Raw genomic sequence first — 21,660 nt, 5'->3', positions numbered from 1 at the left:
TGGCTTCATCACACAACGACCAGAGGAATGAGCACATGAAGCAATCAACAGCCAACGCCAGCAACGCTGAAATCGTTCAGGAGTACGGCCCCTTCCCCGGCATCGCGGATGTGCACGGTGTGACGTTCGACGGCAGGAATGTGTGGTTCGCCACAGGCGAAAACATTGTTGCATTCGATCCCGCCAGCGGGAAACTCCAGCGCACGCTTGACGTGCCTGCACATGCGGGAACGGCCTTCGATGGCCGGCATTTGTTTCAGATCTTCGAGAAACGCATTCAGAAGATCGATCCGAACACCGGCGATGTGCTCGCCACCATTCCGGCGCCGGGTGACGGCGGCGACTCCGGCATGGCATGGGCGGAAGGCTCATTGTGGGTCGGGCAATACCGCGAGCGCAAGATCCATCAGGTCGATCCGGATACCGGCAAGATCCTGCGCACCATCGAGAGCAACCGCTTCGTCACCGGTGTGACATGGGTGGACGGCGAACTCTGGCACGGCACCTGGGAGGGCGACGAGAGCGACGTGCGGCGCATCGATCCCAAGACGGGTGAACTTCTGGAGAGTCTCAAGATGCCGCCAGACACTGCCGTGTCGGGACTGGAATCCGACGGCGCCGATCGTTTCTTCTGTGGCGGCGGAAAGAGCGGCAAGGTGCGCGCCATCCGCAAGCCGAAGCGTGTGGCAGCACGATAGCAAAACTTGAAAGCACGAAGCGCAGGCGCCGCTGAAATTTCAGCGACGCCCGCGCGGTGTTACATTACAAAACGCCGCCAACCTGTCGCGCAGCCAGCGATGTGCCGGATGGTCTTTGGTGCGGTCGTGCCACACCATCGCGATGCCGAAACCTTCGACATCGATCGGCGCCTTGAACAGATCCAGCCTGTCGGCATATCGCCGCGCCAACCGCTCCGGCGCCATCGCAATCAGGTCACTCTGCGCCACCGCCTCGATCAGCGTGACGAAAGACGACACCGCGAAGGACACCGTGCGCGTCAAACCGGCCGCAGCCAACGCCGCGTCGGTCGGCCCCAGGAAGCTCTCACCCGCCGGCGCAACGATGATATGCCGTGCAGCCACAAAACGTTTCATCGACATCCGTCCCGTCGGCACGCTTCCGCGCCGCGCGATGCCGACATAGGTTTCCTGAAGCACGGGCAGCGCGTGCAATCCAAGCGCTTCTGGAGTTCTTGTCTGCAGGAAAGCGAGGTCGAGATCGCCACGCTCAAGGTCGGCCCGCACAGAGCGAGGAGTGCCGAGTTTCGCCATCACTCTCACTTTTGGCGCGGCTTCGCTGATTGCCGTCAGAAACGGCAGCAGCACGGCGACCTGCATGTAATCGCTGGACGCAATGGTGAAGGTGAACTCGGCCGTGGCAGGATCAAAGCCCCGCCCCTGCCCGAACACGCTTTTCGCTTCCTTCAGCGCGCGGCGCACCGGCTCGCGCAACTCCTCTGCGCGCGCGGTCGGCAACACGCCCCGGGACGTCGGCATGAAAAGCTGATCGCCGAACAGATCGCGCAACCGGGCGAGCTGCGCACTTAGCGCCGGCTGGCTGAGGTTGAGGCGCTTGGCAGCACGCGTGACATTCTGCTCCGACAGCAGTGCGTCGAAGGCCAACAGCAAATTCAGGTCCTGGCGCTTGTCATCCATACGATGGATACCAGCACCAACATCCTACAATTTCAATAAATACCTTTGATGCCCCATCTTCAGTTCAGCAACAAGCTGATCGTGAGGACACCATGAAATACCTGATCATCTATGCTCATCCGGAGTCGAAATCGCTGACGGGCTACCTCAAGGACCGCGCGGTCGAGGCCCTCTCCGCCGCTGGGCATGAGGTCGTCGTCTCCGACCTTTACGCCATGGGATGGAAGGCCGTCGCCGATCGCGACGATTTCCCCGCACGGGACCGCGATGCGCAGCTCAACTACGCCGTGGCCTCAAAAGACGCCTACGCCAACGGCAGCCAGTCGCCGGACGTTGCCGAAGAACAGCGCAAGCTGCTCTGGGCCGACGTTGTCGTACTGCAATTTCCGTTCTGGTGGTATGGCATGCCGGCCATCATGAAGGGATGGTTCGACCGCGTCTATGCGTATGGGTTTGCCTACGGCATTGGCCCGCATGGCGGCGCGCAATGGGGCAAACGCTTCGGCGAAGGCATTCTTCAGGGTAAGCGCGCGATGGTGGCGATGACGGTCGGCGGCCGCATGTCCCATTACGGCCCGCGCGGCGTCAACGGTACCATTGATGATCTGCTCTGGCCGATCAATCACGGCCTGCTGTTCTATCCCGGTCTTACGGTTGTCCCGCCTGCGGTGTTCTACGAGGTCAACAGGGCGACGCCGGACGCCGTGGAAAACATGGCGCAGGCTTACATCCGCCGCCTGCTGGATATTGCGGTCACTGAACCCATCGCCTTTCGCTCACAGAACGGTGGCGACTACGATGAGCTGCAGGTTCTCAAGCCAGAGCATGCGAACGGACACGTCGGTCACGCACTGCATCAGCGCGGGACGCCGTTCGTGTCCAACATCTTCCTTGGCGTGCCGGGCGACTTCACGTCGCGCCATATCGCGCCGACGTCACGCGACATCGCATAACGAAACGGCAATCCAGGATATTTGTCCTGGATTGCCGTAACTCATCATTACAGTACTGACGATCTCAGAACGCGAACTGAGTACGCATCGCAACCGCGTCGAACGTCGAGCCGGCATCCACCGTTGACGTTGGCGACAACTGCTTGGCGATGTCACCGTGCAGATAGTTCAACATGATGCGCAGGTTGCCGTTGGCGTACCAGTTCAAGCCCGCCGTGTAGACGGTCTGCCGACCGCCTGCGACACCGAGCGCCGTACCGACCTGATCGTTGAGATCCATGGTCGAGATACGGCCTGCGATTTCCCACGCGCCCCAGCCGCCGTTCTGTATCGAGAACGGATCCTTCGGCTTGATGCCGTTATACGCCGCAGTCGAGGTGTTATAGGTATGGCTTTCGCCGGTCAGCACGTAGCTCGCCTGCGCGTAGCCACCCTGGAAGTGCAGGTTCGGCGCACCAATAGGCGCAAGACCGGTCGAAGCATCGCGCTCGACGTTGAACCAGTAGTACTCACCCTGGAAGAACAGCGGACCGTAGTTGCCCGCCGCTTCGACGCCGTACACCTGCGCGGCCGACGTGTTGGCGATCGCGCTGGTCGTGATCAGCGTAGTCGGATCGATGCGCAGTTCCGGACGATCGCTCAGCGCCAGCGTCTGCTGGTTGGTCGCAATGCTACGCGGTGGCTGGATCAACCATTCTGCGTCGCCGCCGATATGCAACGAGTAGTTATTGCCACTCACGAGCTGGCCTGCAGCACGGATCACTCCGCCGTACTGCTCGGTGGAGCTTGGCGCCGTAGTGGATGCGGAATGGATTGAGCCCGTGGTCGGGCCGGTGACGTAGCCGCCCACCCAGAACTGGTCGTTCCACCAGCGCGTACCGAACGCCGAACGGAAATCGCCGGCAGCAATGTTGGTCGCGACGACGCCCGCCGAAGCACGCTCCATGAACAGAATGTCGTTGGAGCTGGTGGCTTCATCCAGCGTCCATGGCAGATCCATGATGCCGCCTTCGATCGCCATCTTGCCGCCGAACGGCTTGAGGCCTGTGTAGCTGATATAGGCGTTTTCGACTCCCGACGTGCCGCCGCCCGGAAGCGAGCCGGCCGCCGCACCGCCAAAGCCGTCAGATGTGCCGCCAAAATCGTAGATCAGGGCAAAATTCCAGTCGCTCAGGAACTTGCCGACGATGCCGATGCGTGCACGGCGAACATTCTCACCGGAATCGAGCCGTTGCGGCCCGTTTGAGGTGTTGGGGTGGAAGTCATAACCACCGACATCCCAGTGCAGGCGACCCGTGATGCCGACGCAGTTCTCTCCGTCCGCGGTGCAGATGGTCGGGCGGTTGTTCGGCATCGACACCACCGCGCCGGAATACGCCACCGGAGCTTTCGCCGGGAACGACGCATTGGCGTTTGCGACCGCAGCCTTTGCGGCCGCTTTCGCTTCGGCTTTCGCCTCAGCCTTTGCTTCAGCTTTGGCATTTGCCGTCGCGGTCGTGTTTGCCGATGTTTGCTGCTGGATCTTGTCGAGTTTCAGCTCGAGCAGGCGGACTTGCTGCTTCAAAAGCGCGATTTCGGCATCGCTGCCTTCTGCATGCGCTTGTTGGATGGTAACCGACGTGAGTGCGGTTGCCGCGAGCATCGCGGCGGAAGCGAAACGATAGATGGGCATAGAGACTCCTAACGGGTGTGTGCCCTTAGCAAACATCCGCAGATGACACGTTGTTGACGGAATCAGATTTGATAGCGAAGCGTGGCGCCAAAACAACATCGCACTACGATCAATGCACAACCAACCGCTATGTATGGAGGCATTTTGCACAACTCTTCGAAGCATTCCGGCAGTGCAGTTCTGCTATGAGCGTTATCTGAACGGGAAGATAATTGCTCAGTTCGAGACTGTTAGATAAATTGTCTCTCATCACCTCGCTTCGAGCGATGCTCTATGCAGAGATGGCAAAGCAGGTATCACAGGGCGAATATTACAAAGCGGGCGTCACAGAACAGGCATCGATAAAGCGACGCCAATCACGCTAACTTTATAGGGACGCGTGCTAGTCCGAAACGCGGGACGCGTTGCGGAAGTAATTCAACGCGCGCTCAAGACTGGGTAACGCATACCAGCGGCGCGCCGTGTCACCGTTGGCATTGCGGATTGCATTTTCCGCTTCACGCCGGCTCGCGCACTTCAGTATCTGGCTGTCACCAACATAGACGACAAACTCGCGACCGGCTCGTTTGATCTTATAGTCTTGCATTCAATGTCCCTGCCTGCGGGGAGAATACCTCGCGACGATGATCGTTCCTTGGCAGGCAAACTGCCTTCCTCAACGCGGGCTGGACAGCGTTTCGATCCCGTTAACGTGATCGAACGATAAATCTAGAGTTCTTTCGCCCTCAGGCAGATAACAGCAACGCGTGCTTCGCATCGCGAAACAAGCTCACATTAAATTCAATGCGGGAATAATATTGCGTCTCAAGATTCTCGCGCCTCCGACATCACGAATCTATGTGTTGTCGTCCTCGCCGACTGAGCAAGATCGGTTGGGCGTCGTCCGCACCATCACGCTGGTCTACCGGAGCACCGGGCCGTGACAGACCTTTTCCTTTCACTGCGATGACCTGAGAGCAGCGCCTCGGATTTGGACTGGCTTTCGAATAATCGGGTGATACGGTTGCATCGGTCGCCGGCGCCAGACGATGCGCCGCGCCCATGCTAATAAATGGAAAGGAGTTGAACGTCGCGCACCACATCAATGCCTCTCACGCGTCACTGAAATTATTTTTCACATCACGGCGGAGGAATGAGCATGTTGAGAGTTGCGTCGTTGCTGTCGGTCGTTGTCGCTGTCATGCTGGCAGGCAGAGCCATTTCAGCTCAAGATAAGTACACGGTGCAGGTACCGGGTGGGCTCGCATTCTCCGACTTCAGAGGATACGAAAACTGGGAGGTTGTCTCCGTCAGTCTGGCAGAGGACGTGATGGCCGTGATCCTCGCCAATCCCGTGATGATCGAGGCCTACAAGTCCGGCATCCCCGGAAACGGGAAACCTTTCCCGGACGGATCCAAGACTGCGAAGATCCATTGGAAACTCAAAAAAAGCATTGATGCCCCTGCGCCAACGAGCGTGCCGGACGTTCTGCACGATGTGGATTTTATGGTCAGGGACAGCAAGCGTTTCCCCAATGGCAACTGGGGATACGCGCAGTTTAACTATGATACCGCCTCGGATACTTTTGCGCCCGAAGGCACTGGTGCTGACTGCGGCACCGCATGCCATACCCTCGTGACGGCCAAAGATTACGTCTTCACCGCGTATCAGAAGAAGTGAATACCCTTAGCCGCTCAGCAGCGTACGGCAACGACGGTGCTGAGCGTGAGCTTCATCTTCAGAAATCGTAATCACGGCGCGCCGAGCGGAGCGCCGAAGATGATGCGCTGATAATCCGCAAGCAGCGCAGGCTCTTCCATCGAGCCATGATGATGCAGCTGCCGCCATACGCCGTCCTTCCGCACGAACCATCGTGTGGTGCGGATGCGCAAAGCGAGCGTGCCTGACGGCGACTCGCAAACGCCTTTCTCCCGCCCGACGAACAGATGCGCATGATCGTCCCCATGTGAGGTGAAATCGTGAAATGTCACGCGCACCTGGGCTGGCCCACCAAACAGCTTCGCGTAGCCTGCACTGATCTCCGACCAACCGCGGCGAATTCCGCCGATCGGGTTGCTCATGCTCGGTTCGGCGCCGTCCAGCCAATTGCTTGCAAGGCCATCGAGATCACCTGCGTTGAACGCCCGATAAAACCCGCTAAGCGCGGCCAATGGACTCGCAGGATCGTCAATATGCTCGACGCCGCTGATTTCGGTTGGAGTTGTCGACATGCCGTTTTTCCTTTTCTGATCTCAATTTCACTTGTGCGCATCGTGGGGCTTGCCGCGCGGTGCGAAGGCAGCCACGGCAAAATCGACGCACACCGCCAGCACGACGGACGCCGTTCCGATCATGAACAGCAGGTGATAATCGCCGCCGCTCTGGGCGAAGACGAAGGTCAGGCCGTAAGCAGCCGCAGCCTGAAGCAAGGCAAAGGCTGTCGTGGCCGCGCTCCACGCGGCTTTCTGTGCGGAGACATCGTGCGGCACCAATTCGTGGATGCGGCCGAGCACGAGCGGCACGATGCCGGGCGTGAACGCGCCGACGACGAAGCTCGACACGATCAGCGACGGCGCACCGGTGCTCAACACCGGAAGTACGACACCCAGCGCCTGCGCGATAAACGCCCAACGCAATGCCGACCTGAAACCGATCCGATCCGCCAAATGGCCGCTCAGGACCGGACCAACCACGGCACCGAGACCGAACAGCACCCAATACTGCGCGCCGCTATCCAAACCTTGCTTAAGACCACGCGCCACGAAGTCGACGAGGAACAGCATATGCGGCACGAGCGCAGCAGCGTTGAGCGCATATTCCGCATAAAGCGCGCGCAGCCGCACTGTCGGCAAACGCCGCGGCGATTGCGTCTGGGGCGCGGCTGGCGTAACCGCGGCCTCCGTCGGCCAACCCGACCACGCGACCAGCGTGAGAACGAGCGACAACACGCCGAGGCCGCACCATGTCTCAGTGAGGCCCTGACGGAGCAGCAGCGGCACCAGCGTGCCTGACATCGCGATGCCCAAGCCCACGCCTGCGAAGATCGCGCCACTGGCAACGCCGCGGCGGCGATGCGGCACATGCGGCAACACTGTTGGCGCCGCAAGCACCATCAGTGCACCACCGGCAATCCCGGACAGCAAGCGCCAGACGAAAAACCATGTGAGCGAGACGGGCACAGCGCAGGCGAAAAACGCAAGCGCCGCGAGCAGCATTAGACCGCGCAACGCGATGTGCGCAGGCACGCGCGCGACCAGTGGCCGCCCCAGCAATGCGCCTGCAAGGTACCCGGCAAGGTTCGCCGCGCCGAGATAGGCGGCTGCGGATGGCGCGAACCAGTGCGCGCCGATAATGGCCGGCAATAGCGGCGTGTAAGCGAAGCGCGCAAGACCGATGCCGACGAGGCTCGCGCAGGATGCCGACAGGGTGACCCGCCAGCTGTTGAAGTTGGTGTTATTGTTTGGTGCGACGCTGTTTGCGGCGATCTTGGCAGCGTCACATGTGCTCGACCCTGGCATTTGAATGTCCTGAATCCGAAGTTCGGCTCAGAACCAAAGATAGGGAGGGGTCGCTATCGGCGGTAACGAATTGTTGAGAGAGCGGTTATCTCTAAAATCGATAACGACCTACTCGCCGGCCACCAGTTTCAGCGGCGACGGCCGCGCGATGTCCAGGAATGCCGCGAGGGTGCTGGTGAGGTGCGTATCCTTGCGGTGGATAAACACAGTGTCAACGCGAGCCTGTTCCGGCGGCAGTTCATGCGCCAACACCCGCCCCTCGCGCCATGCGGGCAACACCACAGCCTTCGGCAGTAAGGTAATCCCGACGCCCGCGGCGACGCAGCCGATGATGGCATCGAGCGAGCCGAATTCGAGCGGCTGCGCAGTCTGAATCCCGCGCTGGGCGAGAATGTTCTCCAGCCGCTGGCGATACGAACACCCGCTGCGGAAGACGATGATCTTGAGATCACGCTGCTCGCCGAGATCATCCGGATTGCGGAACGCCGGCGACGTGACAAGCACCAACTCCTCGCGAAACATTACGTCTTCGGCGAGGTCGGCATGCTGAACCGGGCCAGCCACGAACGCTCCATCGAGGCTGCGATCAAGCACCTCGGCGACAAGGCTGCTGCTCGTTCCGGTGGTCAGCGATAGCGCGACCTCAGGATAGGCTTGTGTGTAGGCCGAGAGCGCTGCCGGCAGCCGAAGTGCTGCGGTGGTTTCCAGCGTGCCGATGTGGAGCGGCCCGCGCGGTGTCCCGTCATCACGCGCCGCCTCGCGCGCTTCCTTCAGAAGCGCACCGATCCGCGATGCATAGGGCAGAAGCCGCTGACCGGCCGCCGTCAACACGACACCCCGGCTGGTACGCTGGAAAAGCGCGGTTCCCACCTGCTCTTCAAGCGCACGGACGCGCGCCGTCACATTGGACTGCACCATGTGCAGCTCGGCCGCGGCGCGATTCATGCTGCCGTGACGGGCAACAGCTTCCAGAACGCGGAGATCTGCGTATTCCATGACGGCTCCTGTGCCGGAGAGAAATTCACGGCAAGAACGTAGGCGGGAATGTGTAACTCCCGCCCCTCCCCGTCAAGCTGATGGTCCGATCAGGCGGTTTTTACGTCCTTCAGAAAAACCGCGACCTGCGATTGCAGTGAAGTCGACCGGGCAGCAAGCTCCGAAGCAGCGTGCAGCACTTGACCGGCGGCGGCTCCGGATTGGGTCGCTGCATCGGCGACATAGCGCATGGTTTGGACCATGGCGCGCGTGTCGCTGGAAGCCTGCCTGACATGATCGCGAATGTCGTACGTCGACTGTCCCTGATCGCTCATGGCTTCGGAAATATGAGCGGAAATATTGTTGAGTTCTTCAATCGTCGTTCCGATCCCTTCAATCGCGCCGGCTGTTTCGCCGGACACCTTTTGAACGGCAGCAATATGAGTTGTAATTTCTTCGGTAGCTTTGGCTGTCTGCGCAGCCAGGCCTTTGACTTCGGCAGCAACGACAGCAAAGCCACGTCCAAACTCGCCGGCCCTCGCCGCCTCGATCGTCGCATTGAGGGCGAGCAGATTAGTTTGGGCAGCAACGGCATTGATCAGCGTGACGATCTCACCGATCTTCTGGGCTGCCTGCGTAAGCACGTTCACAGTGTCTTGTGTATTGCGAATGTCGTTTGCTGCACGATCGGCGATCCGCTTCGCGTGCGTAACCTGCTCGTTGATCCCGGAAATGCTGGACGACATTTTTTCCGCAGCGTCCTCGACGCTATGGAAGCTATTGGTTATGCGATCGACTGCCGCTGCCGCCTCCTGCGTTTGGCTAATGGATTCCTTCGCCAAGCCCGCCATGCTTCGGGCCGTCGTATCAAGCTGAGATGCAGCAGTACCAAAAGTTGTCAACGCAACTGTGGACTGTGAGTCGAACGCCGATACAAGCCCGTTAATCGCGTCAACTCTTTTGCTCTTTGCAGCTTCTTCCACGCCTTGCGCGACCGTCAAACGATGAGCTTCGATGAGTCCCGATTTGAATACCTCCACCGCACACGCCATCGCGCCGATTTCGTCGCGCCGCGAGGTATCCGGAATTGCCACCTCCAGGTCATGTTTGCTCAGCTGGAGCATAGTGGACGTCAGCCGACCGACGGGTGAAGCGGTTGTGCGAACCGTTAAATAGCCCATCGCAAAAGCAACACAGCTCGCCAGCGCCAAAGCAAGCAGCGTCCCATCGCGGGACCAGTTCACCGCTTCAGACAAAGTCCTATAGGAAGTTTCGCCGCTCTTGTTATTGAGCTCAACGAGCCGCGCAAGCAGAAGGTTTACAGCGTCAAAATATTTGCGATTGTCACCGACATACAGTTGATGTGCGCCATCCGCGTCGCCCTTATCTATGAGGGCCAAGACTTGATTGATCGTCGTGACGTAATGGGGCAGCAGTCCGTCAAACTCCGCGAGAGTGCTTTGCTCGGGTTCACTTAACGGCTGATACAGCGCGCGAGCCTTCCTTGCCTTCTCTACATAACCGTGAATCAAGTTTTCCCGGTACCCAGCATCATCCGCTGTAACGCTCAAAAGCCGATTGGCCTCCTCTCGCCGCGAGTTGACCACCGAGTTCAGCATTTCCCCAGCTTGTGATAGCGACGGCATCGCGTGTCCGCCAAGCCCGGACGCGGCCCGCTCGATCAGGGAAACTTCCTTGAGGAAGAACGCGCCGAGGCCCATAGTCACCAGCAACACGAGCCCGAAGGCCAGTATTGTCCGAACCAGGATGGACACGTTCGCTAGACGCGACATGAGAACTCCAATCTTCGCAGCAATTCGAGTGCGCCGATTGCAGAAGATTGTCCAACAGCCGTCAATTTTCGTTTAATTTCGATGAAGACGGCGGCCCGCTTCGTTCTCATCGGTGACGAAAAGTTGGGCCGCTTACGAAGATTTCACGCGGCTCGTTCCTCGGCAACGCGCATACCCCCATCCAAAAAGGCAAGCGTTATCCGACCAACACCAGCACGACACCCGCAACTGCCGCGAGGGTGCCGAGGGCGAGTTTCGCCGTGATGCGGATGTGCGTCAGGATGAGCGCACTTAGCACCACGGTGACGAGTGGGTATGTGGCAATCAGCGGCGTCACCAGCGAGACGCGGCCGTAGCCGACGGCGGCATAAAGCATCAGCGTCGCAACACCGTTGCAGATGCCGACCGTAGCAAACCACAGATGTCCATAGATCGGGCCCTTGGGAATGAAACGCCCGGTGCGGACGCGCTCGGATGTCAGCACCACGAGCGACGACACGATGTAGCCGACAAGCCCTGCCGCGATCGGGCTCGGCCAGATCGCAAGACCGATCTTGATGATGGGCGGAATGACACCGCGCAGAACCGCGGCTCCCAGCGGCAGCAAGAGTGCCCATGTCCGCCAGTCGCCTTTGTCGCTCGCGCGCGAGAGCGTGATGAGAAACACCCCGGCAATGGCAACGATGAGCCCGACCAGTTGCAGCGAATGCAGCTCCTCACCAAGCACTGCGACCGCAAGCGCCACTGAAAACAGCGGTGCCAGATTGCCGAGCGCGCCGGTGACTACCGGCCCCAACGCGCGGTTGGACGAGAATGTCAGCGTCGTCAGCAATGCCGGAAAGACCAGGCCGACACCAATAAAGATTGGCACGGCGCGCCACTCCAGCGTCTCTCCGTGCAGCAGGATCGGTGACAGCAGCAGAAACAGGACCGTGAACGCAGGCATGCTGACCGCCGCGCCCGACAGCGGCGGCAGATACTTCAAGCCGAACTGGGTGATGACGACGCCGGTCCCGAACAGGAGGGCGGCCATGAAGGCCAGCACCAGGGAGATTGTTTCGGGCGTCATCGCGAGGGATTTGTCCTATATGCAGGCCGGTGCGGGACAATACCCACGAAGCGACGGGAATCGGAAAGGTCATAACTTCCTAGCCCGGCAGAGCAGCCATGGCGAGATGGTGATCTGCGGAGCGAGCATGCAGCGATGTTCACTGGATCAATAGCAGACCGCGCTTGCGCTCGCCATCGAACGTATCCATGGCAGCGAACAGACGGGCACGCTCTATCAGCCATGGCCGATAGTCGCGATTGACATCGAGAACGAAGACGAGGTCCTCGGCCTCGAGATAGCCGCCGATCGGCGAATGGTGACCGGCACCTGCACCGAAGATGGCCGCGCGGTTGAAGTTGATGATGTAGCGCCGGTCGGTGTTGTTCGCGCGCTTTAAATGCTCCTTGAATTCCTCCGGCGTGAGATCGCGCAGCACGCTCACCGAGCGCCGCGTCTTGGTCTTTGCCACAACGGCAAGTTCATTGAGGGTCAGTCCCATCCAGCAGAAGCCGGACCAGCAAAGCCCTGTGCCCTTCAACACGCTGCGTTCTGATATGCGAGACGCGGTCATGGAGCGCTGGATGTTGACGACGCTCGCGGGGCCGCACATCGACGGATTCGATTGCCACGTCACTTTACGCTCGAAGGTTGCAGCGACAGGCAGCGACCACGCCTTGTTGATCAGATCGTCCGTGCGTGTGACGGACGTGCGGATCGCGTCCGCGCTGACACGGGTCTGTTCGACAAGGATAAACAGCCCCGCAGCCAGGGCGAGCAGAAGCGAAGCACCTGAAAAAAGGATCTTCCTTCCACGCGAGGTCATGCCGACACTCCCTCGCGCCATTTTAGACGCCGCGTTGACTATGACAATTTGCACAATGTCACAGCGCTCACGGTCGAGTGATCACCCGATAAATGGCACACCCCTTGCTTCGTGGATGAATGTCATTCGTGCGCATCCTCGCGCGGCCTCGTCGGCCAATACATTTCAATCTGGAGACTTCTCTTATGTATCAAAGGTTCGGTCTGAGCCTCCGCGCATTATTGGTTGCTGCATCATTCGTGGTCATGTCGCCTGCAACGCAGGCAGCGGAACCACAACGCGGCGGCACCATGGTCATGATCGTGCAGCCCGAGCCTGCAACGCTTGCATCCTATCTCTCGGTCGCGGGCAACATCTGTCCGGTGTCGTGCCAAGTCTACGAAGGACTTGTGGGATATGACTGGGACCTGAACCCCACACCAAAACTTGCGAAGTCGTGGGAGATTTCCCCGGACGGATTGACCATCACATTTCATTTGCGCGAAGGCGTAACCTTTCACAATGGCGCGAAATTCACCAGCGCCGACGTGCAATACACCTTCATGCAGGTGCTGAAGAAAGTGCACCCGCGCGCGCCCGTGGTACTCGGCGAACTCGCATCGATCGATACACCCGATGAGTTGACCGCGGTGTTTCATCTCAACCATCCCGCGCCTTACCTGATGAAGGCCCTGTCGGGTTACGATGCACCGATCCTCTCCAAATCGGTATTCGAAAACACCGATCCCGCAGCCAATCCATCGGCCAACAAGCCGATCGGCACCGGACCCTACAAATTCGGCGCATGGGAGCGCGGTCAATACGTCCGCCTCGATCGCAATCCAAACTACTGGCAGAAGGGCCTGCCCTATCTCGACCGCATCGTTGCGCGTTTCATTCCCGACGCATCGACCCGCTCGGCCGCACTTGAAGCCGGCGAAGCACATTTCGCCGGCTACAGCGCGGTGAACTATGCCGACGTCAAGCGGCTGCAGGCCAATCCGACGCTCGACACCACCACCAAGGGTTACGAGATGGCGAACGGCCTCAGCGAGATCGAAATGAATCCGCATCGTCCGCCCTTCGACAAGCGCGAGGTGCGTCAGGCCATTGCTTATGCCATTGATCGGAATTTCATCATCGACAACGTGCAGTATGGCTTCGGAAAAGCTGCAACCGGCCCTCTCAACTCGAACTTCAAGGGGCTCTACACCGATGACGTGATGAAGTTCGACGTGCCGGACCGCATCGCGATCGCCAACAAACTGCTCGATGAGGCAGGCCTGCCGCGCAAAGACAATGGCATGCGCTTCTCGGCGACGCTCGAAGTCAACCCGTTCGGTCAACAGTGGCTGCGCCAGGCGGAGTATCTCAAGCAGGCGCTCGCCGCGGTGGGCATCGATCTCTCGTTGCGCAGTGAAGATGTCGGCGCATGGCTGCGTCGTGTCTACACCAACTATGACTACGACATGAGCGAGCCGTTCTTCCTCGGGCTCTCCGACCCGGTGATCGGCGTGCAGCGGCAGTATGTCACCGGCCAGATCCGCAAGGGCGTCGATTTCGTCAACAACACCTTCTACAGCAACAAGGAAGTGGACGACCTGTTCGCCGCCGGTTCGCAAGAACTCGATCCTGCCAAGCGCGCGGAGATCTATCACAAGATCCAGAAGATCCTGGTGGCCGACTCGCCGGTGATCTGGCTGACAGAAGTGCAGTACGTCAGCGTGTTCAACCGCAAGCTTCACGATGCCACCACCAATCCGCTCGGCACCTACTCGGCGTTCGAGCGCGCATGGATCGAACACTGACGGGATCAACTGATGCGACGTTTGATGTATGTCGGCGGGCGGCTGGCGCTGGCGATACCAGTGCTGTTCTGTATTGCTGTGCTCAACTTCTTTCTCATCCATCTGGCGCCGGGCGACCCGGCGTCAGTCATGGCCGGAGAAGGCGGCGGCGCCACTGCCGAATACATGACGATGCTGCGCCATAAGTTCGGACTGGATCAGTCGCTGCCGGTCCAGCTCTGGCACTATGTTGCCAACATCGCGACGCTCGATCTCGGCTATTCGTTCCGCAATGACGAGCCGGTGCTCAACCTGATCCTCGATCGGCTGGGCCCGACGTTGCTCTTGATGGGCACCGCCTTCGTCATCTCCGTCGTTGTCGGCAGCCTGCTTGGTCTGCTCGCAGGCACCGCGCGCAATTCATGGCGCGATGCTGCAAGTTCAATCCTGGCTTTGCTGGCCTCCGCAACGCCCTCGTTCTGGCTCGGCCTGATGCTGATCGTGCTGCTGTCGATACGCTTGGGATGGTTGCCCACTAGCGGCTTCGAAACCATCGGCAGCTTCTATGAGGGCCGCGAATATGTCCTGGACGTCGCCCGCCATCTCGTCATGCCCGCGCTGTCGCTAGCACTATTCTATCTCGCGCTCTACACCCGGGTGATGCGCGCCTCGGTGATCGAGCAGGCCAATATGGATTACGTCACCACCGCGCGCGCCAAAGGCCAGACCGAACGCGGCATCCTGTTCGGCCACATCCTGCGCAACGCGCTGCTGCCAGTCGTCACCATGGCGGGCGTGCAGGCCGGCAACCTGATCGGCGGCTCCGTCGTCGTAGAATCGGTGTTCGGTTGGCCGGGCATCGGCACCCTCGCCTTCTCCGCGCTGCAGGGCCGCGATCTCAACCTGCTGCTCGGCATCTTCCTCGTCTCCGCTTGCGTTGTTGTCGTGATCAACCTCGTGGTCGATCTCGCCTACATCGCGCTCGATCCGCGTATGGAGGCTTGACCGTGCAAGCTGCCTTGAAAAGATTTGCGCGCAACCGCCTCGCTTTGCTTGGCTCGCTCGTCCTGCTCCTTGTGCTGGTGATGGCGTTGGCTGCGCCTCTTGTCTATCCCGCTGGCGCATTCGCTCTCGCAGGACAGCCGGTGCAGCCACCCGGTGGCAAGTTCCTGCTCGGCACCGATACGCTGGGCCGCGACGTTGCGGCCGGCATCATGTATGGCGCACGCACCTCGCTGATCATCGGCATTTCCACGACGGTTGCCGCCACATTGCTCGGCGTGTTGTTTGGCGCGATCGCCGGCTACTACCGCGGCAGGCTCGACGTCGCGTTGATGCGCGTCACTGAACTGTTCCAGACCATTCCGTCGTTCATTCTGGCGATTCTGGTGGTCGCGATCCTGTCGCCATCGCTGCGCAGTGAAATCCTTGCGATTGCCATCGTCTCCTGGCCCGGCATCGCGCGGCTGGCACGTGGCGAATTTGCTTCGCTCGGCGGCCGCGAATTCGTGCTGGCATGTGCGGGTCTCGGCGCCGGAGATGGCCGCATCGTCTTCCGTCATTTGCTGCCGAACTGCGCATCGCCGTTGATCGCGGTCGGCTCTTTGCTGGTGGCGAGCGTGATCCTGTTCGAATCCGGCCTGTCATTTCTCGGTCTCGGTGATCCCAACCTGATGAGTTGGGGCCTGATGATCAGTGCGGGACGCGAGGTGCTGCGCACCGCGTGGTGGATCTGCACATTTCCCGGTCTCGCCATCCTTGCCACGGTGCTGGCGATCAACCTGGTCGGCGACGGCCTGAATGAGGCCCTCAATCCAAGGCTGCGCGACCGATGAATGATGGATCTTTCTTATCCACGCCGGTGCTGTCGATCGAGGGCCTGAGCATCTCTTTGCCCGGCGGCGCCGATCGCGCCCATGCGGTGGAGAATTTCAATCTCGTGTTGCGCCCTGGCGAGATCACTTGTCTTGTGGGCGAGTCCGGCTCCGGCAAATCCATGGTTGCGAAGGCTATCATGGGGCTGCTCCCCCAGCGCGTGAAGGTCACCTCCGGCGCACTGCGTTTCGGCACCACCGATCTCGCTCAGGCGACCGAAGCGCAGATGCGCAAGATCCGCGCGGCGCAAATCGGCATGGTGTTTCAGGAGCCGATGACCGCGCTCAATCCGCTGCATCGGGTCGGCTATCAAGTCGACGAGGTGCTGCGGCTGCATACCGATCTGTCCCGCCGCGCGCGGCGTGAACGCGTGGTGCAACTGCTGACCGACGTCAACCTGCCCGAACCTGAGCGGCTGTATCGCTCCTATCCGCATCAGCTTTCTGGCGGCCAGCGTCAGCGCGTGGTGATCGCGATGGCTTTGGCGCTTCGGCCGAAGCTTCTTATCGCGGACGAACCGACCACTGCGCTCGATGTTACGACACAGGCGCAAATCCTCAAGCAGTTGAGCGAGCTGCAGCGCGAGCGCAATACATCGGTGCTGTTCATCACCCACGATTTCGGTGTGGTGGCGGAGATCGCCGATCGCGTTGCCGTGCTTCAGCGCGGCCAACTGGTCGAGGAAGGCCGCCGCGACGACGTGCTGCGCAATCCGTCCCATCCCTACACCCGCTCGCTGCTCGCAGCCGTGCCGCGGCTCATGCCGCCGTCGCGGCCCGCGAATACGCCGGGTGTTCAAATCCTCGAAGCGCGTAATCTGAAAAAGACCTATGCCCGCCGCGGCTTCGGCGGCCGCGTCACCATGGCGCTCAACGATGTGAGCGTGATGTTGCGCAAGGGCGATACACTGGGGCTGGTCGGCGAGTCCGGTTCGGGAAAATCGACGCTGGCGCGTGTGCTGACGTGTCTTGCGCCTGCTGACTCCGGCGACGTGTTGCTGGACGGCGAGCAGCTTGCCTATCTCTCCCGCCGCCAGTTGCGCCCCTATCGCAAGCGCGTGCAGATGGTGTTTCAGGACCCCTACGCCTCGCTCGATCCGCGCCAGAGTGTCGGCGACATCATCGCGGAGGGCCCGATGATCCATGGCGTCAGCCGTGCAGCAGCGCAGGCCCGCGTCGCCGAATTGTTAGAGCTGGTGGGCCTCAGTGCAGTCGCGGCCGCTCGCTATCCGCATGAATTCTCCGGCGGCCAGCGGCAGCGCATCGGTATCGCGCGCGCACTGGCACTGGAGCCGGAAGTGCTGGTGGCGGATGAACCTGTCTCCGCACTTGATGTATCGGTTCAGGCACAGGTGCTGAAGCTGCTGGCGGACATCAAGCACAAGCTCGACCTCAGCATGCTGTTCGTCACCCATGATCTGCGCGTGGCGCTTCAGGTCTGCGATCGCATCGCGGTGATGCGTGCAGGTAGTATTGTTGAAATTGGCGATGCCGCGACGATCCATGCCTCGCCATCACATCCCTACACCCGCGAATTGTTTGCGGCTGTCCCCGGCGCAGCCTGGGAGCAATCCCACACCACTGAAATGGTGTCATGACTTTACAGCGATAGCTCGGTCTCCCGTCGCAGCGTATAAGGGCGCGCAACGAATTTTCAGCGGAAAGGTAGGATTGATGGATTGGCCGACGAACACGGGCGAATTCGCCCTCGGCGATTATCAGGTGCAGTCGGGCGAGGTCATTCGCGACGCGCGCATCGTGTGGAAGAGCTATGGCACGCTGTCCCCGCAGAAAGACAATGTGGTGCTTTATCCCTGCAGCTACGGTGCCAAGCATGACGACATGGAGTGGCTGGTCAAGCCGGACGGCATTCTCGACCCGACCCGATGGTTCGTGATTATTCCGAACATGTTTTCCAACGGACACTCATCCGGCGCGGCCGAGACGCCGGACTATCCTACGCTGGTCACGCCATGGGACAATGTTCAGGCGCAGCGCCGCCTGCTCACCGAACAGTTCGGCATCGAGAAGCTTCACGCGGTCTACGGCTTCTCCATGGGCGGCCAGCAAGCCTATCACTGGGCCGCGATGTTTCCCGACGATGTCGCGCGCATCATCGTGGTGTGCAGCAGCGCGCGCACGGCCGAACACAACAAGGTTTTCCTCTCAGGACTGCTGCGCACTTTCGAAGCGGCCCCCGAACATCTCGGCCATGGGCGCTTCAAGGAAGAGCCGCGCCTGACGTTGCGCGCCATCGGTCACATCTACGCCGGCTGGGCATTGAGCCAGGATTTCTATCGCGAGAAGCTGCATCTCACTGCGTTCAAGGTGCCAGATCTCGACACGTATTTGAAGAATGACTGGGAAGCCTCGTTCGCGCGCCGGCGCGCGGCCAATTGCTATGCCCAGCTCGTCACCTGGTACCACGGCGACATCAGCGCCAATCCAACCCACGGCGGTGATTTCGAGCGCGCGCTCAAGGCGATCAAGGCCCGGGTGCTGCTGCTACCGGGCGAGACCGATCTCTACTTCCGTGTCGCCGACAATGAGCTCGAACTGAAGCACCTCGGTAATGCCGAGTTGCTTCCGATCCCGAGCATCTGGGGTCACCGCGCGGGCAATCCCGCCATCATTCCCGCCGATGCAGCTTTCGTGAAGACCGCCGTACGGCGCTGGCTGGAATGATGGCGCTTTGTCCTTGAGGCGATCACGCCGCGCATTGCTGTTCTTGCTGTGCGCGGCGCAGAAGCATCGCAACAAAGGCTTCGAAGATCATCCGCATCTGCGGCGGCTTGTAGGGAAATGTCTCCGGTGAATCCATGTTGTGGACGACAGCGGTGTTGTCGGCCTCAAAGATCACCAGATCGCCGTTCTTGTTTTCCGCACAATCGACCACGAAATAATCCAGGCCAATGCGTTCGATCATATTGCTCAGCGCCTTGCCGTGGCGAAGCGCAAACCCAAAATTAAAGGTGTACATGAAGGTCGCCTCTTCGAGGCGTTTGTCCTCGCTCTGCGCCATTCCCGCATTGAGATACCAGATATTCCACTGATCCGCGATCGCCATGTGGCAGGCAAAAGGTTTGCCGTCGACAGCGACAATCCTGTATTTGCGAAACTGGCCATCCTCACTTGAATAATCGACAAAGCGCGAGATGAAGAATTCATCCTCGGTTCGCCCGTCAAGGTAGCCGAAAAGCGCTTCCGCATCATCAAGCTTCGCCAGACCGACACCCGCGTGCGATCCACGCGGCCGCACGATAATCGGGAACGCTATATCATCCCCAAAGTCCGTCACAGACATCATCCCGAGAGCGATATCTGTGAGCTGGACACGGCTGCATCCGACCGTCGCGGGCATATCGATGCCTTCGATTCCGTTCAGCAATCGATACAGCTTGTCCCGATCAAGATTGGCGATCGAGCACGGCAGATTGAGAATAGGCCGCGGCCAATGCGGTGCGAGCCGATCAATCTCTTCGAGCGCCGGGCGGCATTCCGCGGAATCAGACGCGATCACAATCGCAATGTCGTGCTCCGGCAGCGGACTTGGCAGATGCGTACCAGGCACAACATATAAAGTCTGAAGTTCGATATCGGCGTCCTCAAGCAGACATTCGATCGGCGTATTGCCTCCCATATCGATGGCAGCGGCGAGCGCCAGAACGCGCAGGCGCGGATTTTCTGACGAGCACGGCAATCGAAACAAGCGATGGACGGCAAGGACCTGCTCCTGAATCGCCAACCCGACATCTTTCGACGCGGCGAGTTGGGCGACCAGCGATAGATCAAGAAGAGCGCCGGCATCGGCGGTGCCGTCGACAGCACGCTCCGACAGACGTCGCCAAAGCGGGAGCAGATCGACGCCGTTAAACGCCATCCGCACGAGTTGGCCGAGACCCATGCGGTCGATTGCTGGCATGAAGAGACCATCGTTCAATACCGCTGTCATGCTGCGTGGCCTGAACGGAGCTGAACGTAAATCAAGTGGCGAGCTGCTTTGCCTAAGCCCCGATAATGATGAGGCCTGTAGGTTCTTAAACGGAAGGATGTGAGCATGAAGTCCAGACGGCGTAGCGCTCTTCGACTTTATTCTGGCGCGAATAGCGGAAGGAGGAAGTTGGCTGCCTTTGCGGGAGCTACGCGTTCTGCTCGGGAATCGTTTTAGATCAATTTGATTAAAAGCATCTTCACCACGTTGAAGGGTCCTTCAATAAGTGGTGATCGGCGGTTTGCAGCGCCTCCGACTTGGCCCCGTTTCCGCTGGCGCCAAGCTTGTCCAAGGGATGACCGGAATGAGGGGCGTCCGACGAATCATGAACGCCGACAATAAGTTATACTTAATGAACCGTTACGATTTTGGCCTACTTCGTGTCTTTTATGTCACGCTCCAAGAGAAAGACGCATCGGTCAGGACCGGGCCGCAACCAACGGCCCCGCTGTCCATTCTCCATTAACTGGACGGCCGATAGCGTCCGCCCAAGTCAAACGGGGAGGACCTTCCGCATTCGGTGGAAGATCTCGCCAAACACGGGGAAGACCATGCGTATCCGTATCGCTCTGCTGGCAGCCTCCGCTGCTGCTCTCGCTTCGACCGCCTCCTTCGCGGCCGACCTGCCGGCCCGCACCTACACCAAGGCTCCGGTGTATGCACCGGTGGCACCGATCTACAACTGGACCGGCTTCTACGTCGGTGCGCACTTGGGCGCTGCCTTCGGCGGTGACAACAGCTTCGCTGCTACCGCCGGTTCGGGCCTGGTCAGCAGCAACCGCGACGCCGCGTTCCTCGGCGGCGGTCAGATCGGCGCTGACTATCAGTTCGCTCCGAACTGGGTCGTCGGTATCGAAGGCCAGATCAGCGGTCTGTCGAACAATGATCGTCGCTTCGGCGATGGCTTCGACACGTTCCGCGATCGTTCGAACTGGCTCGCTTCGGTCACCGGCCGCCTCGGCTACACCTGGGGTCCGGGCCTGATCTACGCCAAGGGCGGTGCTGCGTTCCGCGACGACAGGGGCGTCGAAGCCACGTCCGGCATCTTGTTGGGCACAACCGAACGCAACACCACTGGCTGGACCGTCGGCGGCGGCTTCGAATACATGTTCGCTCCGGCCTGGTCGGCGAAGGTTGAGTACCAGTACTACAACTTCGACACCACCAACGTGGCTTACCTCTCGGCTAACACCGGCCTGAATGCATTCAGCTACAAGGACGACATCCACACTGTGAAGGTTGGCGTGAACTATCACTTCAACTGGGCCAGCCCGGTCGTCGCCCGATACTAAGACTTACTAAGAAGAATAGTTCATAGAACTCTCCAGTTCAGACTTAAGGCCCCGGAATTCCCCCGGGGCCTTTTTTTTCGTTACAATGAGTGTGGCAGCGATGCGTCTCAAGGCACGAGTGTGGTGTGAGCATCGCGCTGAACCGAGATCGAGTGTTCCGTCTTCACGCTTCGACCTGTGATGGAGTCAACGGCCTCACGAGTCTGTCCCACAGCAGGCGTGATAGTGGCGAAAAGGCGGGCGATGGCAAAGCCAGCCAACGCAGTCATTTTCAGGTATCGCGGGGCGTTCATGGTCCATCTCCTGAATATCGAACG

Annotated in this window: 20 protein-coding genes; 9 read left to right on the top strand and 11 right to left on the bottom strand. The window is 60.0% G+C overall.

Features of this window, described 5'->3' with window-relative positions; all coding sequences use genetic code 11:
- Window positions 1-35: 35 nt before the first annotated feature.
- Window positions 36-698, top strand: coding sequence for a Vgb family protein (locus ACZ5C3_RS08025; protein ID WP_464036692.1), 663 nt, complete (start codon window positions 36-38; stop codon window positions 696-698).
- A 39-nt stretch (window positions 699-737) separates the two neighbouring features.
- Here ACZ5C3_RS08025 and ACZ5C3_RS08020 read toward each other — a convergent pair whose 3' ends face one another.
- Window positions 738-1,655, bottom strand: a complete 918-nt coding sequence (locus ACZ5C3_RS08020) for a LysR family transcriptional regulator (RefSeq protein ID WP_464036690.1) — start codon at window positions 1,653-1,655, stop codon at window positions 738-740.
- A 92-nt stretch (window positions 1,656-1,747) separates the two neighbouring features.
- Here ACZ5C3_RS08020 and ACZ5C3_RS08015 point away from each other — a divergent pair, with 92 nt between their 5' ends.
- Window positions 1,748-2,608, top strand: coding sequence for an NAD(P)H-dependent oxidoreductase (locus tag ACZ5C3_RS08015; protein ID WP_464036688.1), 861 nt, complete (start codon window positions 1,748-1,750; stop codon window positions 2,606-2,608).
- 64 nt (window positions 2,609-2,672) lie between these two features.
- On the opposite strand, the gene ACZ5C3_RS08010 is transcribed toward ACZ5C3_RS08015, so the two are convergent.
- Together ACZ5C3_RS08010 and ACZ5C3_RS08005 are read right to left on the bottom strand one after the other, a co-directional pair.
- Entirely contained in the window at window positions 2,673-4,250 is a 1,578-nt protein-coding gene (locus ACZ5C3_RS08010; protein ID WP_464038288.1) for an OprO/OprP family phosphate-selective porin, read from the bottom strand.
- A 412-nt stretch (window positions 4,251-4,662) separates the two neighbouring features.
- A complete protein-coding gene (locus ACZ5C3_RS08005) occupies window positions 4,663-4,866 on the bottom strand; it encodes a hypothetical protein (protein WP_464036686.1) in 204 nt (67 codons plus the stop codon).
- Window positions 4,867-5,418: 552 nt separating this feature from the next.
- Between ACZ5C3_RS08005 and ACZ5C3_RS08000 the strand changes: the two genes are divergently transcribed.
- Window positions 5,419-5,940, top strand: coding sequence for a cytochrome P460 family protein (locus tag ACZ5C3_RS08000; RefSeq protein WP_464036684.1), 522 nt, complete (start codon window positions 5,419-5,421; stop codon window positions 5,938-5,940).
- A 71-nt stretch (window positions 5,941-6,011) separates the two neighbouring features.
- On the opposite strand, the gene ACZ5C3_RS07995 is transcribed toward ACZ5C3_RS08000, so the two are convergent.
- The 6 genes from ACZ5C3_RS07995 to ACZ5C3_RS07970 all read right to left on the bottom strand — a co-directional run bounded on the left by ACZ5C3_RS07995 (window position 6,012) and on the right by ACZ5C3_RS07970 (window position 12,420).
- Window positions 6,012-6,491, bottom strand: a complete 480-nt coding sequence (locus ACZ5C3_RS07995) for a YybH family protein (protein WP_464036682.1) — start codon at window positions 6,489-6,491, stop codon at window positions 6,012-6,014.
- Between the two features lie 27 nt (window positions 6,492-6,518).
- Entirely contained in the window at window positions 6,519-7,778 is a 1,260-nt protein-coding gene (locus tag ACZ5C3_RS07990) for a YbfB/YjiJ family MFS transporter (RefSeq protein ID WP_464036680.1), read from the bottom strand.
- Between the two features lie 108 nt (window positions 7,779-7,886).
- Window positions 7,887-8,774 carry a LysR family transcriptional regulator gene (locus tag ACZ5C3_RS07985; RefSeq protein ID WP_464036678.1) on the bottom strand — a complete coding sequence of 296 codons (888 nt, stop codon included), beginning with the start codon at window positions 8,772-8,774 and terminating at the stop codon, window positions 7,887-7,889.
- Between the two features lie 89 nt (window positions 8,775-8,863).
- Window positions 8,864-10,546, bottom strand: a complete 1,683-nt coding sequence (locus tag ACZ5C3_RS07980; RefSeq protein WP_464036676.1) for a methyl-accepting chemotaxis protein — start codon at window positions 10,544-10,546, stop codon at window positions 8,864-8,866.
- A gap of 196 nt (window positions 10,547-10,742) precedes the next feature.
- Window positions 10,743-11,615 (bottom strand): EamA family transporter, encoded by an 873-nt coding sequence (locus ACZ5C3_RS07975; RefSeq protein WP_464036674.1) that lies wholly within the window; start codon window positions 11,613-11,615, stop codon window positions 10,743-10,745.
- A gap of 139 nt (window positions 11,616-11,754) precedes the next feature.
- A complete protein-coding gene (locus tag ACZ5C3_RS07970; RefSeq protein WP_464036672.1) occupies window positions 11,755-12,420 on the bottom strand; it encodes a phytochelatin synthase family protein in 666 nt (221 codons plus the stop codon).
- A 185-nt stretch (window positions 12,421-12,605) separates the two neighbouring features.
- On the opposite strand from ACZ5C3_RS07970, the gene ACZ5C3_RS07965 reads away from it, so the two are divergent.
- The 5 genes from ACZ5C3_RS07965 to ACZ5C3_RS07945 all read left to right on the top strand — a co-directional run bounded on the left by ACZ5C3_RS07965 (window position 12,606) and on the right by ACZ5C3_RS07945 (window position 18,745).
- Entirely contained in the window at window positions 12,606-14,207 is a 1,602-nt protein-coding gene (locus tag ACZ5C3_RS07965; RefSeq protein ID WP_464036670.1) for an ABC transporter substrate-binding protein, read from the top strand.
- 12 nt (window positions 14,208-14,219) lie between these two features.
- Window positions 14,220-15,191 (top strand): ABC transporter permease, encoded by a 972-nt coding sequence (locus tag ACZ5C3_RS07960; protein WP_464036668.1) that lies wholly within the window; start codon window positions 14,220-14,222, stop codon window positions 15,189-15,191.
- Between the two features lie 2 nt (window positions 15,192-15,193).
- On the top strand, window positions 15,194-16,021 hold the full coding sequence (locus tag ACZ5C3_RS07955) for an ABC transporter permease (protein ID WP_464044635.1): 828 nt from the start codon (window positions 15,194-15,196) through the stop codon (window positions 16,019-16,021).
- A complete protein-coding gene (locus tag ACZ5C3_RS07950) occupies window positions 16,018-17,658 on the top strand; it encodes an ABC transporter ATP-binding protein (RefSeq protein WP_464036666.1) in 1,641 nt (546 codons plus the stop codon). The genes ACZ5C3_RS07955 and ACZ5C3_RS07950 overlap by 4 nt, the downstream gene beginning before the upstream one ends.
- Window positions 17,659-17,734: 76 nt before the next feature.
- Window positions 17,735-18,745: an alpha/beta fold hydrolase gene (locus ACZ5C3_RS07945; RefSeq protein WP_464036664.1), complete on the top strand. Its 1,011-nt coding sequence runs from the start codon at window positions 17,735-17,737 to the stop codon at window positions 18,743-18,745.
- Window positions 18,746-18,767: 22 nt separating this feature from the next.
- Here ACZ5C3_RS07945 and ACZ5C3_RS07940 read toward each other — a convergent pair whose 3' ends face one another.
- Complete coding sequence (locus ACZ5C3_RS07940; RefSeq protein WP_464036662.1) at window positions 18,768-20,012, bottom strand: ATP-grasp domain-containing protein; 1,245 nt, start codon at window positions 20,010-20,012, stop codon at window positions 18,768-18,770.
- 590 nt (window positions 20,013-20,602) lie between these two features.
- Here ACZ5C3_RS07940 and ACZ5C3_RS07935 point away from each other — a divergent pair.
- Window positions 20,603-21,343 (top strand): outer membrane protein, encoded by a 741-nt coding sequence (locus ACZ5C3_RS07935; RefSeq protein ID WP_464036660.1) that lies wholly within the window; start codon window positions 20,603-20,605, stop codon window positions 21,341-21,343.
- Window positions 21,344-21,450: 107 nt separating this feature from the next.
- On the opposite strand, the gene ACZ5C3_RS07930 is transcribed toward ACZ5C3_RS07935, so the two are convergent.
- Window positions 21,451-21,636: a hypothetical protein gene (locus ACZ5C3_RS07930; protein WP_464044634.1), complete on the bottom strand. Its 186-nt coding sequence runs from the start codon at window positions 21,634-21,636 to the stop codon at window positions 21,451-21,453.
- Between the last annotated feature and the right edge of the window lie 24 nt (window positions 21,637-21,660).

Source organism: Afipia dichlorophenoxyacetatis, assembly GCF_055386385.1.
The sequence above is the reverse complement of the archived record's forward strand: the minus strand, read 5'-3'. Positions and strand labels throughout refer to the sequence as shown.

Coding starts and splice junctions, on each gene's coding strand:
- ACZ5C3_RS08025 (WP_464036692.1), top strand. CDS start 36: ATGAAGCAATCAACAGCCAACGCCAGCAACGCTGAAATCGTTCAGGAG.
- ACZ5C3_RS08020 (WP_464036690.1), bottom strand. CDS start 1,655: ATGGATGACAAGCGCCAGGACCTGAATTTGCTGTTGGCCTTCGACGCA.
- ACZ5C3_RS08015 (WP_464036688.1), top strand. CDS start 1,748: ATGAAATACCTGATCATCTATGCTCATCCGGAGTCGAAATCGCTGACG.
- ACZ5C3_RS08010 (WP_464038288.1), bottom strand. CDS start 4,250: ATGCTCGCGGCAACCGCACTCACGTCGGTTACCATCCAACAAGCGCAT.
- ACZ5C3_RS08005 (WP_464036686.1), bottom strand. CDS start 4,866: ATGCAAGACTATAAGATCAAACGAGCCGGTCGCGAGTTTGTCGTCTAT.
- ACZ5C3_RS08000 (WP_464036684.1), top strand. CDS start 5,419: ATGTTGAGAGTTGCGTCGTTGCTGTCGGTCGTTGTCGCTGTCATGCTG.
- ACZ5C3_RS07995 (WP_464036682.1), bottom strand. CDS start 6,491: ATGTCGACAACTCCAACCGAAATCAGCGGCGTCGAGCATATTGACGAT.
- ACZ5C3_RS07990 (WP_464036680.1), bottom strand. CDS start 7,778: ATGCCAGGGTCGAGCACATGTGACGCTGCCAAGATCGCCGCAAACAGC.
- ACZ5C3_RS07985 (WP_464036678.1), bottom strand. CDS start 8,774: ATGGAATACGCAGATCTCCGCGTTCTGGAAGCTGTTGCCCGTCACGGC.
- ACZ5C3_RS07980 (WP_464036676.1), bottom strand. CDS start 10,546: ATGTCGCGTCTAGCGAACGTGTCCATCCTGGTTCGGACAATACTGGCC.
- ACZ5C3_RS07975 (WP_464036674.1), bottom strand. CDS start 11,615: ATGACGCCCGAAACAATCTCCCTGGTGCTGGCCTTCATGGCCGCCCTC.
- ACZ5C3_RS07970 (WP_464036672.1), bottom strand. CDS start 12,420: ATGACCTCGCGTGGAAGGAAGATCCTTTTTTCAGGTGCTTCGCTTCTG.
- ACZ5C3_RS07965 (WP_464036670.1), top strand. CDS start 12,606: ATGTATCAAAGGTTCGGTCTGAGCCTCCGCGCATTATTGGTTGCTGCA.
- ACZ5C3_RS07960 (WP_464036668.1), top strand. CDS start 14,220: ATGCGACGTTTGATGTATGTCGGCGGGCGGCTGGCGCTGGCGATACCA.
- ACZ5C3_RS07950 (WP_464036666.1), top strand. CDS start 16,018: ATGAATGATGGATCTTTCTTATCCACGCCGGTGCTGTCGATCGAGGGC.
- ACZ5C3_RS07945 (WP_464036664.1), top strand. CDS start 17,735: ATGGATTGGCCGACGAACACGGGCGAATTCGCCCTCGGCGATTATCAG.
- ACZ5C3_RS07940 (WP_464036662.1), bottom strand. CDS start 20,012: ATGACAGCGGTATTGAACGATGGTCTCTTCATGCCAGCAATCGACCGC.
- ACZ5C3_RS07935 (WP_464036660.1), top strand. CDS start 20,603: ATGCGTATCCGTATCGCTCTGCTGGCAGCCTCCGCTGCTGCTCTCGCT.
- ACZ5C3_RS07930 (WP_464044634.1), bottom strand. CDS start 21,636: ATGAACGCCCCGCGATACCTGAAAATGACTGCGTTGGCTGGCTTTGCC.